The sequence below is a fragment of the Corynebacterium sp. HMSC063G05 genome, from assembly GCF_001810555.1.
Classification (GTDB): Bacteria; Actinomycetota; Actinomycetes; order Mycobacteriales; family Mycobacteriaceae; genus Corynebacterium; species Corynebacterium jeikeium_D.
Map to the genome: position 1 here is coordinate 69,400 of NZ_KV801851.1, position 12,453 is coordinate 81,852.

At 58.7% G+C, this 12,453-nt stretch carries 9 protein-coding genes; 7 read left to right on the forward strand and 2 right to left on the reverse strand.

Translation table 11 applies throughout. The annotated features are described in order from the left end of the window. Positions 1-102: 102 nt before the first annotated feature. Complete coding sequence (locus tag HMPREF2751_RS06655) at positions 103-1,275, forward strand: serine hydrolase (RefSeq protein ID WP_049172060.1); 1,173 nt, start codon at positions 103-105, stop codon at positions 1,273-1,275. 128 nt (positions 1,276-1,403) lie between these two features. On the opposite strand, the gene glgB is transcribed toward HMPREF2751_RS06655, so the two are convergent. Next, complete coding sequence (gene glgB / locus HMPREF2751_RS06660) at positions 1,404-3,599, reverse strand: 1,4-alpha-glucan branching protein GlgB (RefSeq protein WP_070595728.1); 2,196 nt, start codon at positions 3,597-3,599, stop codon at positions 1,404-1,406. Between the two features lie 180 nt (positions 3,600-3,779). Then, on the reverse strand, positions 3,780-5,810 hold the full coding sequence (locus HMPREF2751_RS06665) for an alpha-1,4-glucan--maltose-1-phosphate maltosyltransferase (RefSeq protein WP_070595729.1): 2,031 nt from the start codon (positions 5,808-5,810) through the stop codon (positions 3,780-3,782). 140 nt (positions 5,811-5,950) lie between these two features. Between HMPREF2751_RS06665 and HMPREF2751_RS06670 the strand changes: the two genes are divergently transcribed. From HMPREF2751_RS06670 to HMPREF2751_RS06695, 6 genes are all read left to right on the forward strand, one after another. Further along, positions 5,951-6,787: an ABC transporter ATP-binding protein gene (locus HMPREF2751_RS06670; protein WP_070595730.1), complete on the forward strand. Its 837-nt coding sequence runs from the start codon at positions 5,951-5,953 to the stop codon at positions 6,785-6,787. A 6-nt stretch (positions 6,788-6,793) separates the two neighbouring features. Then, a complete protein-coding gene (locus HMPREF2751_RS06675; protein ID WP_016422468.1) occupies positions 6,794-7,633 on the forward strand; it encodes an NUDIX hydrolase in 840 nt (279 codons plus the stop codon). A 54-nt stretch (positions 7,634-7,687) separates the two neighbouring features. Beyond that, positions 7,688-8,872 carry a THUMP-like domain-containing protein gene (locus HMPREF2751_RS06680; protein WP_070595731.1) on the forward strand — a complete coding sequence of 395 codons (1,185 nt, stop codon included), beginning with the start codon at positions 7,688-7,690 and terminating at the stop codon, positions 8,870-8,872. Between the two features lie 337 nt (positions 8,873-9,209). After that, a complete protein-coding gene (locus HMPREF2751_RS06685; protein WP_016422470.1) occupies positions 9,210-9,995 on the forward strand; it encodes an electron transfer flavoprotein subunit beta/FixA family protein in 786 nt (261 codons plus the stop codon). A gap of 54 nt (positions 9,996-10,049) precedes the next feature. Beyond that, positions 10,050-10,994, forward strand: a complete 945-nt coding sequence (locus HMPREF2751_RS06690; RefSeq protein ID WP_016422471.1) for an electron transfer flavoprotein subunit alpha/FixB family protein — start codon at positions 10,050-10,052, stop codon at positions 10,992-10,994. 253 nt (positions 10,995-11,247) lie between these two features. After that, positions 11,248-12,399: a cysteine desulfurase family protein gene (locus tag HMPREF2751_RS06695; protein ID WP_042389246.1), complete on the forward strand. Its 1,152-nt coding sequence runs from the start codon at positions 11,248-11,250 to the stop codon at positions 12,397-12,399. Positions 12,400-12,453 lie beyond the last annotated feature (54 nt).

Below are 12,453 nucleotides of genomic sequence, written 5' to 3' on the forward strand. Positions count from 1 at the left end.
TTACAGCAGTTACCACTGCATCTCATCCACCTGTTCACCTCAGACAGTTCATACTGCGCTAGGTGCCTTTGGTCTTCAGTTTTCTGCAGCCAGGAGTTTTGCATGCGACTTCGCCCCAAAGCCCTTCGCGCTACTTCCGCCTCGGTCATTGTTGCGCTTTCGGCCTCGACTCTGTTGGCAGGGTGCACCATCGATGTCCCAAGCACCACCGGGTCCAAGGCCACCACTGCTACCACAAAACCTAATGCTCCAGATAACGGTTGGGATGCTTCCGAGGAAGTCACCTGGTCTGATGCACAGGACGTCCTCGATACTGCGGCTAAGAGTTTCTCCGACAACTATGGCATTGATTTAGGTGTCTATTTGCGTGTCATTGACGGTCCATACAAAGGGCTCACGGCGTCGGTAGGCGAGGATACGAAGGAGTACTCCGCATCGACCATCAAGGCTCCGTTAGTGGTTACTGCGCTGAAGAAATTCGGCGATGACCTAGACAAGACGGTGACGGTCGATTGGGACAATGGTGTTGGCGGAAGCGTGATTGGCCCTGGCCAATACACGCTCGACGGGCTGTTGCAGTACGTGATGCGGTATTCGGACAACACCGCGGCGAATGGGTTGATTGACGCTGTCGCTGGTTTCGACGAGGTCAACAAAACCATCAAGGAAGCCGGTGTTGATGACAAGCGCTACCACCTGGGCAACAAGTTCAACATCCCCAATCCCAGCGGTGATCGGTCCTGGTTTACTCCCTCTCAAGCTGCGCTGTTCATGGCACGTCTCCAGGAAGTGGCCGATGGCACCTCAAAGCACAACTTCATTACCAAGGACACGGCACAAACTGCATTGACCTACCTCACTTACGGTGGTTCGCAGAAGTTTGTGATGTACGTCGGCTCCGCAGTCCAGAAGACCGGTGACACTGCCGAGGGCGTTAATGACCACGGTATTTTGTACACCGCAGCCGGACCCATCGCTTACGCCATTACGACGCGCTTTGATGAGGTGCCGCTCAATGAGCTTACCGACGGCCTGCTCGGCCAGCTGGGTTCCCAAATAGCCCCGCTTCTGCCGGATTACAATCGCCTTGGTAAGGATGGCAAGCCACTGACTGCCAAGCAGGCTGCGACGTGGAGCGCGGATGAGGATGGCGACGGCATTCCGGATCGCATCGGAACCGACAGCATGGATGGATCCGCGTACACCGATGATTCAGATTCTGCGAATTACAACGAATCTTTGGAACCTGACTGGTTCAATCCGTTCCGAGGATAAAACCTGGATACGCTCCCCAAAACAAAATTGCCCGTGTGTCAGGTTTTCAGGCCGAAACTCAGATCACTGAAAACCGTGCAGCACGGGCAATTCCTATGTGATTGTCTTTTGTTTGGCTGGATTCGGGACTAGCCCTGCCACTTCAGCCAAACGGCGGTGTTGGCCGGCAGCACCAAATCAATCGAGTGAGCCTGGCCGTTCCAACCGTGCTCGACCGCGGTCACAGTACCGTTTTCACCGTAGCCGGAGCCCTCGTAACGCGATGCGTTTGTGTTCAGAATCTCCGTCCATTGGCCACCGCGCGGTACGCCAATCTTGTAGATTTCCTGCGTGGTTCCCGACAGGTTATAGACGCAGGCGACGACCGAGTCATCGGTGCCGTAACGGACAAAGGACACAGCATTGTTTGTGGAATCATCCGCGTTAATCCACTGGAAGCCCTCTGGGCGGTCATCCTGGGTGTAGAACGCTGGGTTTTCCTTGTAGATGGCGTTGATGTCCTTAACCAGCAGCTGAATGCCGCGGTGGAATTCGCCGCTCCAACCTTCGAGGTTGTCCCAAGCCACGGACTCATCGTGGTTCCACTCGTGGTTCTGGCCAAGATCCTGACCCTGGAATAGAAGCTGCTTGCCCGGGTGCGCCCACATGAAGGTCAGGAAAGTACGTAGGCCTGCGGCCTTATCCCAATCGCCGCCCGGCATGCGCTCCCACAGCGAGCCCTTGCCGTGCACGACCTCGTCGTGGCTAATCGGCAGAATGAACTCTTCCGAGTAGGCGTAGACCATAGCGAAGGTGAGCTCATGGTGGTGGTAGGAGCGGTAAATCGGCTCCTTGCTGAAGTACTCCAGCGTGTCATTCATCCAGCCCATGTTCCACTTCATAGAGAAGCCCAAGCCACCGTGCTCGGTAGGTGCGGTCACACCCGGCCAAGAAGTAGATTCTTCGGCCACGGTGAGGAAGCCCGGGTTGTGCTTGTGTACCGTGGCGTTGAATTCCTGCAGGAACTGAACAGCATCGAGGTTTTCACGGCCACCGTACTGGTTCGGCAGCCACTCGCCTTCATTGCGGGAGTAGTCCAGGTACAGCATGGAAGCCACTGCGTCGACGCGCAGACCGTCGATGTGGAACTCTTCTGCCCAGTACAGTGCGTTGGCGTAGAGGAAGTTGCGTACCTCGTTGCGGCCGAAGTCGAAAACGTAGGTGCCCCAGTCGCGCTGCTCGCCGCGGCGCCAGTCCGGGTGCTCGTAGCAAGCCGTGCCATCGAAGCGGGCAAGTGCGAACTCGTCCTTCGGGAAGTGCCCCGGAACCCAGTCCATGATGACACCGATGCCAGCGGCGTGGAAGGCATCAACTAGACCGCGGAACTGATCTGGGGTGCCGAAGCGGCTGGTCGGAGCGTAGTAGCCGGAAACCTGATAACCCCAGGAACCGGTGAACGGGTGCTCACATACTGGCATGAACTCCACATGGGTGTAGCCCATGTCGACCACGTAACGCACCAGCTTCTCCGCCATAACTTCGTAGCTCAGGCCCTGCTTCCAGGAACCCAAGTGGACCTCGTAGATAGAGATGGGCTCTTCGGTCCAGTCAGTGTTGGCGCGCTTTTCCATCCACGCTTGGTCACCCCAGGCGTAGTCAGAGGTCGCAACAATCGACCCGGTAGCCGGTGGGAGCTCAGCAGCACGCGCCATAGGGTCGGCCTTATCGCGGCGCTGTCCCTCCGGTGTCGTGATCGCGAACTTGTAGACTTCGCCCTCACCCACACCCGGGATGAACAGCTCCCAGATACCTGCGCCACCCATAGAGCGCATTGGGTACTGCGCGCCGTTCCACATACAGAAGTCACCGACCACGGCGACGCCGCGTGCGTTCGGAGCCCAGACCGTAAACGAGGTGCCTTCGACCGTACCCAGCTCTGTGTCGTAACTGCGAAGGTGAGCACCGAGAACCTTCCACAGTTCCTCATGACGTCCCTCGCCGATTAGGTGTAGGTCACCAGCGCCGATAGTGGGGAGGAAACGGTAGCCGTCGGCACGCTCTACGGTCTCGCCGGAGTCCCACGTAATGCGCAGACGGTAGTCGAAGTCATCGCCGCCGGGGACGAGGGCGGTGAAGAAACCGTCGCCCAGGTTCTCCGCTTCAAACTCGCCGCGCGTGCTGACGACAGTAACTGCCTGAGCGCCGAAGACCCTCGTGCGAATAACCGTGTCACCGTCCACGACGTGTGCGCCGTAGATGCTGTGCGGATCGTGATGGGTGCAGTAGCGCAGGCGATCCATATCGCCGGAATCAATTGCGAGGCGGGGATCTGTGTGGGCTCCCATGGAAGGTCCTTCCGAAGCGTTTCTAGGTAGGTGAATGTGAAGTTGTTGAGTTCAGTTCTAAAGAATTAGAGGGAGGTAGGGGACAGTGGGCTGCTAACTCACCCGCCAGCCTAACGACGAATCGTTGCGACAGTAGTCAGGTCAGCGGCCCACTAACCCCGAAAGTTCCCAGCAAGCGTTCTAGCCCTCGTAGTCGGGTACGTCGCGCCAAGCCAACTTGTGGCGGAGCTTGACGTCGATTTCCGGCAGCTTGATGATGTGCGCAACGTTTTCCCACGGTGCCAGGCGGACGTAGTTGTCCTTGCCCCAGTTGAACTGGTTGCCGGTAATCAGGTCAGTGACATCCATGCGGTCGTGGTTGCGGAGCCCGATGCAATCCATGTCGAGGTGCACGGTAGCTTCCTGGGCATTCCACGGATCGAGGTTGAGAACAACGAGGATGGCATCGCCGGTGACCGGATCGAGCTTCGAGTAAGCCAGCAGGTTGTCATTGTCGATGTCGTGGAAGTGCAGGTTGCGCAGCTGCTGCAGAGCAGGGTGCTCCCGACGAATCTTGTTCAGCGTCGCAATGAACGGCTCCAGCGAGTTGCCGGTGGCCAGTGCCTGGTCGTAATCGCGGCTGCGGAGCTGGTACTTCTCGCTGTCGAGGTACTCCTCGGAGCCCTCCTTGACCGGAACGTTTTCAAACAGCTCGAAGCCGGAGTACATGCCCCACAGCGGAGACAGGGTTGAAGCCAGCGCGGCGCGGATGGCGAAGGCGCCACGGCCGCCCTTGACCAGGAAGTCATGCAGAATATCGGGGGTATTGACCCATAGGGATGGGCGAGCGATGTCCGCATGGCGGGTAATCTCCTTGCCGAATTCGGTCAGCTCTTCCTTCGTAGTCTTCCACGGGAAGTAGATGTAGGACTGAGTGAAGCCAGCCTTGGCCAGGCCGTAGAGGCGGGCCGGGGCGGTGAAGGCCTCGGCGAGGAAGATGACCTCCGGGTTGGTTTCGTGAACGGTTTCAATCAGCCATTCCCAGAAGTTGCCCGGCTTGGTGTGGGGGTTATCCACGCGGAAGACCTTGACTCCACGCTTGACCCAAAACTTCACTACACGCAGAACCTCTGCGTACAGGCCCTTGGCATCGTTGTCGAAGTTCAGCGGGTAGATGTCCTGGTACTTCTTCGGCGGATTCTCGGCGTAGGCAATGGTGCCGTCCGGCAGCACGGTGAACCACTCCGGGTGAGCCTTAGCCCAGGGGTGGTCCGGTGCACACTGGAGCGCTAGGTCGATAGCGACCTCGAGGTCGCGCTCCTTAGCAGCCTTGATGAATTCCTTGAAGTCCTTTTCGTCACCGAGGCTCGGGTGGATGGCGTCGTGGCCACCTTCTGCGGAGCCGATAGCCCACGGAGATCCGACATCGCCCGGTTCCGGGGTCAGGGTGTTGTTGCGACCCTTGCGATTGATTTCACCGATTGGGTGAATCGGGGGCAGATAGACCGTGTCGAAGCCCATGCGCTGAGCGCGATCAAGCTGTGCAACCGCAGTCTTGAATGTGCCGTGCAGCAGCTCGCCATTTTCGCCGTAACCACCGTTGGAACGGGGGAAGAACTCATACCAAGAGGAGTACAGGGCTTCGCGGCGGTCAACCTTGATCTTGCGGGTCTTTCCGCGGGTCAAAAGGTCGCGCACCGGGTGCGCCTGCAAAATGGCGCGGGTCTCGTCGGAAAGCGCGGCTGCAATGCGGGCGCGAAGATCGCCGTCGCCGCGCAGACCTGCGGCGATGGAGCGTAGGTGGTTGCGGTGGATAGCAGCGGCACCAGCGGCGGCGCGGTCGAAGAGAGCGGCGCCAATTTCTAGATCATTAGCGAGTTCAGCTTCGCTCTGACCGGCCTCGAACTTCTTGGTGATAGCGTTGCGCCACGTTGCCATCGGGTCGGACCAGGCATCAATGCGAATGGTCCACAGCCCCGGAACGTCTGGGACGAAGGTGGCATTGACCTGATTTGGATCATGGTCAGAAAAGTGCATTGGAATGCGCTGTGAGCGGGAAGCAAAAGCTGATTCCTTCGGCCCCTTGACGTTGAGCGTGGCGTTCATCGCGTCATGGCCTTCTCGCCAAATGACGGCAAAGGTTGGGACGACTTCACCCACTACGGCCTTCGATGGAGTTGCACCACCGTTGATTTGAGGACGGATGTCATCAATACCGATTCGACCAGTCATAAAAGACGTTCTCCTAATTGTCGGCGAGCTAGGTGAAAATCGAAGCAAAACCATCTCGAGTGAACTCGATTTGCTCTCTACCGAGGATAGATGAGAATGTCCAAGCGCACATTTGGGCAAAGTTAGGGCACCATGGATGTGTGGCTGAATTGGAAGAAGACTTTAACGAAGATTTGCTACTCGACTTTCGCGACGTAAACCTCATCCGTGGTGGCCGTACGCTGGTCGGGCCGGTCGATTGGCAAGTAGAACTTGACGAACGCTGGGTCATCATGGGGCCGAACGGTGCAGGCAAAACTTCTTTGATGCGCATTGCTGCAGCGGAGGAGTTCCCGTCTTCAGGGGTGGCCCATGTGATGGGCGAGCAGATTGGGCGCACCGACATGCGTGATCTGCGCACCATGATTGGTTTGACATCATCGTCGATTGCTCACCGCATTCCCAATGACGAAAAGGTCGCGGACCTTGTTATTTCCGCCAGTTACTCCGTCCTGGGGCGCTGGCGTGAGACCTATGAAGAGATGGATTTCGAACAGCTCTCCGAGATTCTCGAGCGCATGGGTGCTGAGCATCTTGCAGACCGCACCTGGGGCACTCTCAGTGAGGGAGAGCGCAAGCGCGTACTCATCGCACGAGCCATGCTGGTCAACCCCGAATTGCTGCTTCTCGACGAGCCGGGAGCCGGACTCGACCTCGGCGGTCGCGAGGACCTCGTCGGTTACTTAGGCGAACTCGCACTCGACCCGGATGCGCCGGCGATGGTGATGATTACGCACCACCCGGAAGAAATTCCGTACGGCTTCACCCATGCGATGCTCCTCGACGAAGGCAATGTCATCGCACAGGGGCTTATTGACGACGTCCTGACCAGTGAGAACCTGACCAAGGCTTTCCACCAGGAAATCGTCGTCGATCGCATCGATGATCGCTACTTTGCGCGCCGGGCACGGCCTGCTGGAAAGCACCGGAAGAAGTAGACGCTCATGGCGGTTCCGACACCTGAAACCCCGAATACACCCGCGTCGCCGAAACTGGCTGCGACTGTGTTGCTGCTCCGCGACACCCACTGCGGGCTCGAGGTCTACGTTCAAGAACGCGTATCCTCAATGCGCTTTGCGGCCAACATGACCGTGTTCCCCGGCGGTGGAGTAGACCAGCGTGATTTCCCCGCTGTCGCGAATGAGGTCATGGCCGTGACCGAGCCGTCGGAAGCCGACCCTGAGTCGCGGATCGCGCAGGCTTTTAACGTCGACTGCGCGCGGGCGCACGCGCTCACCTGCGCGGCCGTGCGTGAGACCTTTGAGGAAACAGGCACTCTGTTGGTTCGCGATGCTGGCGGTGAGATTGTCGCAGATGGTCACCGCTTCCACCGTCAGCGACGACAGTTGGAAGCCCACGAGTTGTCATTGACGGATTTCCTTAGCAATGAAAATCTGGCGCTCGATGCCGAACTCGTCAGTCCTTGGGCTAACTGGGTGACACCCGAATCCAACCCCATTCGCTACGACACCTATTTCTTCCTCGCCGCGCTTCCCGACGGTCAAAGGGCCGACGGTGACACCTCTGAGGCATCATCTTCAGGTTGGTTCCGACCGACTACGATTTTGGATGGATGGCGCCGTGGGCTACTTGGCCTCATGCCTCCGACCTGGGCGCAACTAACTCGCTTGGACGGCGTCAGTACTGTGGCCGAGGCTCTCGAGGCGGCCAGAAACACTCCGGTGCGACGCACCAGTAGTGACTTCCTCGGGGAACCTTTTATGGATGAGTACTTTGCCGTTGCCACCCACATGGGGCATTTGCGCAAACGTATGAACCGTTAGCCGACTACTCAACCCCCGTTAACCGGCTGATCCCTAGTTGGAAGGAGATAACGAGTGTCCCTGTCCGCTGCAGAGGTGGCCGCTGTTGCTGCTCACCCGGAGTGGCTAGATGAGGCCGACCAGCTCGCGCTCACTAAAAAGTCTCTGATTGCAGACTCCGCGCATCTACGCCAACACTGTGGCGAGTTTGGTCGCGCGGTCATTGAAGCTGCGGCAGCTCGGCGTTCGGCGGTCAGCAAACTGCCAGGGGACTGGATCTTCTCTTCCGAAGCAGCGCAACAGGCCACGCCCTTTGTCGTCGCGATGGCTCGCGCCCGTAGGCTTGCGGATCTCGGTGTCGAAGCAGTGGCCGATGTGACCTGCTCCATTGGTACTGAAGTGGCAGCAATTGACCACGAGGGCCTGACCGTCGTCGGGTCTGATCTCGACCTTGCACGGTTGGCCATGGCGCGGCATAACGTCGGCAAGAACATCTTCGCGCAGGCCGATGCTTTGCAACCGGCCTTTGGCGCACCCGTCATTGTCGCTGACCCTGCACGCCGCTCCGGTGGTCGCAGGATCACCAACCCGGAGGACTTGCTCCCGTCGCTGCCGGCGCTCATAGCCGCCTGGCCCGACAAAGAACTAGCTATCAAATGTGCGCCGGGCCTCGACTTCAGCGAGTGGAGCGGGGAAGTGGCTGTCACTTCGGTGGACGGTGCGGTCAAGGAGGCGTGTCTATATACGCCGGGGCTGGCCGGAGTTACCGATGGGCAATCCGTAACGCGATCGGCGATGGTTATCCAGACCGTCGATAAGCACAGGCCGTTAGAGTTGTCGGCGGTGGACGTGCAGACCTACGACGACACCATGCCTGACGACGTCGATGTGCGCGCTGCCGGTCGGTACATCATTGATCCGGATGGGGCGATTGTGCGCGCCGGGCTGGTGCGGCATTTTGCGGCGGCGCATGGGCTCTGGCAGCTCGATGCGCGGATTGCGCACGTCAGTGGCGATGTTTTGCCGCAGGGGATTGCCGGGTTCGAAGTTATTGAGCAAGTGGGGTTGAAGCAGGTTCGCAAGGCACTGGCAGCGTTGGATTGCGGATCGGTGGAGATTCTCGTGCGCGGGGTAGACGCCAACCCCGACGCGTTGCGCAAGCAGTGGAAACTTAAGGGCTCCAGGGCATTGGCGGTGGTGGTCACGCGCATCGGAAGGAGCGCGACGGCGTTTATCTGTCAGCCCCGGGAGATCGGTTAAGGACCGCTTTACGACGGAAAACTGGTGGGGGTAGCCCGTTGGGGATCGGTGTTTGCTGTCGGCGAATACTGCGGAGACAGCTGCAGTTGATTGCGTACTATTAACGTCTGACATGCGGAAATGGCATGTTGGCGGGCAGACTGTGCTCGTGGTGTAGAAAAAAATTTAAAAAAATAACGACATTGTTATCTGGATCACCTTCGCATTGGCGATAGGTTCTGTTATCTTCAACACAGACGACCTAGAGCGTGGCCTGGTTCACTTTATTGTGAGGCGGCTTGCGAAGTAAGGTCAGATAAACGTTCACCAGTAATCAACCAGTAAGGACGACAGAAAAATGCCGAACATCGTGGTTCTGGTCAAGCAGGTTCCGGACACCTGGTCCGAGCGTAAGCTCACCGATGACAAGTTTGTCCTCGATCGTGAGTCTGCAGACGCAGTTCTCGACGAAATTAATGAGAACGCTGTTGAAGCTGCCCTGCAGCTGAAGGAAGAGCACGGCGGAAACGTTACCGTCGCAACTGTTGGCCCGGATCGTGCCGTCGAGGCACTGCGCAAGGCTCTGTCCATGGGTGCAGACGACGCCGTCATTCTTTCGGACGACGCACTTGAAGGTTCCGACGCTGTTCAGACCGCATGGGCTCTGTCCAACGTCATCGACACTCTCGAGGATGTTGACCTCATTGTCACCGGCAATGCCTCCACTGACGGTGGCACCGGCTCCGTCCCGGCTATCCTCGGTGTCTACCGCGACCTGCCGGTTCTGACTCACCTGCGCTCTGTCGCTATCGAAGGTGACTCCATCACCGGTGAGCGCGAGGTTGAAGACGGCATCTACCAGCTCAAGGCATCCCTGCCGGCAGTCGTCTCCGTCACTGAGAAGGCTAATAGCCCGCGCTTCGCATCCTTCAAGGGCATCATGGCCGCTAAGAAGAAGCCGGTCACCGAGCTGACTCTGGACGATGTTGCTGCTGAGGCAGAGCAGGTTGGTCTCGAAAACGCAGCTACCGGTGTCACTGGCTCCACTCCGAAGCCGGCTAAGACCGCTGGTGAGCGCATTAACGATGAGGGAGACGGCGGCGCCAAGCTGGCCGAGTACCTCAAGGCCCAGAAGTTCATCTAAGGCGCTTGACGCGAATAGAAGACAAATAGAGATACAAGTAGGAGAAAGATCACTATGACCGACGTCCTCGTTCTCGTCGAGCACGCAAATGGCGAGCTGAAGAACACCACCGCTGAACTGCTGACCGCTGCTTCCGCATTCGGCACCCCGGCCGCAGTTGTCGTGGGTACCCCGGGTACCGCTGCTGGCTTCGCAGACACCCTGGCCTCCTACGGCGCTGGCGAGATTCTCGCTGCTGAGTCCGACGATGCCGACAAGTACCTGATCACCCCTGAGGTTGACGTTCTCGTCGGCCTGGCCTCCGAGCGTGAGGTTCCGGTGCTGGTTTCCGCTTCCGCAACCGGCAAGGAAATCGCTGGCCGCGTCGCTGCGCTGACCGGTTCCGGTCTGCTGTCCGACGTTGTTGCTATCAACGATGACGCTTCCGTTAAGTACTCCATCTTCGGTGGCGAGTACATCGTTGACGGTGTCGGCTACGGCGCATCCCCGGTCTACGCTCTGCGTCCGGGCTCCGTTGACCCGGAGGAGAAGTCCGGTTCCGCTGACGTTACCGAGATTGCATTCCCAGAGATCGGCAACAACGCTGTCGAGATCGTTTCCTTCGCACCGGCTGAGGGCGGCGACCGTCCGGAGCTGACCGAGGCTAAGCTGGTTGTTTCCGGTGGCCGCGGTGTCGCATCCGAGGATGGCTTCAAGAACGTTGTTGAGCCGCTGGCAGACGTTCTCGGCGCAGCTGTTGGTGCTTCCCGTGCTGCTGTTGACGCTGGCTACTACCCGGGTCAGTTCCAGGTTGGCCAGACCGGTAAGACCGTTTCCCCGGACCTCTACGTTGCTCTGGGTATTTCCGGTGCTATCCAGCACAAGGCAGGTATGCAGACCTCCAAGACCATCGTTGTGGTCAACAAGGACGAAGAGGCTCCGCTGTTCGAGATTGCTGACTTCGGTGTCGTCGGTGACCTGTTCGACGTTGTCCCGCAGGCTATCGAGAACCTGAAGTAATACGCACTTGCCTTAAGGCTGCTAGTTGCGTAAGGCTGCTGGCCGAGAGTCAACTCGGCTAGCAACTACCCGCTCGGGGTGGGCACAGATTTCCTGTCTGTTCCCGCCCCGAGCATTTTTTTGGTCCTACTCATCTGTTCGTGCAGACAGTGAGGTTTAACTATGGCGGATAGTGAGCATAAGGCGCACGCAGCGTTATACTGCCTGCATGCTTAATGACCACATCGTTGCCGCTCCGGACGAGAAGAGTGAAATGAAGTCTGCTGCGAAGACCCGTTACTTTGTGGATCATGCCGCGACTACACCATTGCGCCCAGAAGCGCGCACGGCAATGGTCGAGAACCTAGGTCTGGCCAACCCCTCGGGGCAGTACGCCACCGCACGCATTGCGAAAAAGGTTCTGGAAGAGTCCCGAGAAGAAATTGCAGAGCTGCTCAGTGCCGATCCCATCGAGGTAGTTTTTACTTCCGGTGGAACTGAGGCCGACAATCTAGCGATTTCAGGCCTGTACTTCAAGGCCTCTGGCTCGGACATTGTGGTTCCACCAATCGAGCACGATGCAGTGTTGAAGACATGCCACCATCTGGAAAAGGAACACTGGGCCAAGATTGTTGAGGCTCCTGTAGGTGCTGATGGTCGCGTTGACATGGTGCAGTTCCCGGAGATGAGTCGGCAGAACACCGCGCTGGTGACGTGCATGTGGGCGAACAATGAGACCGGCACCATCCAGCCGGTGGAGGAGATTGCCAAGCGGGCGAAGGATGCTCGCGTGCCTTTCCATATCGATGCTGTGCAGGCAGCCGGACATCTGCCCATTGATTTCCACGCAAGTGGCGCCACTACAATGGCCATCTCCGCGCACAAGTTCGGCGGTCCCCGTGGGATTGGGGCGCTGCTTGTTCGTCGTGAAGCGAAACTTACCCCGCATAACAACGGCGGCGGGCAGGAACGCGGACTGCGTTCGGGCACGCAGGACGTGGCGTCGGCGGCGGGCATGGCGGCAGGACTGCGCGCGGCGGTGGACACGATGGCGGCGGACAATGAGCGAATCCGCGGTCTGACGCAGCAGCTCATCAGGGCAATCATGCACATCGACGGTGCGATTATCCACACCAGCGAGCTCGCTTTGCCGGGGCATGTCTACGCCAGCTTCCCGGGCGCGGAGGCCGATAGTTTGATCATGCTGTTCGATGCGGCGGGAATTGACTGTTCTACGGGATCGGCATGTAGCGCGGGCGTTAATCGTCCCTCGCACGTGCTGATGGCGATGGGCGTTTCGGAGCCGGAAGCGCGGTCGTCGATTCGTTTTACGCTGGGGTACACCTCGACGCAGGCGGATGTCGACGCCGTCATTTCGGCGCTGCCGGAAACGGTCGAGCGGGCGCGGCGTGCTGGCATGGCTTAGTTTTTGCCCCGTGGTGGTACGGTGACACGTGCACAAAATCTAGAGGGGAAAGGT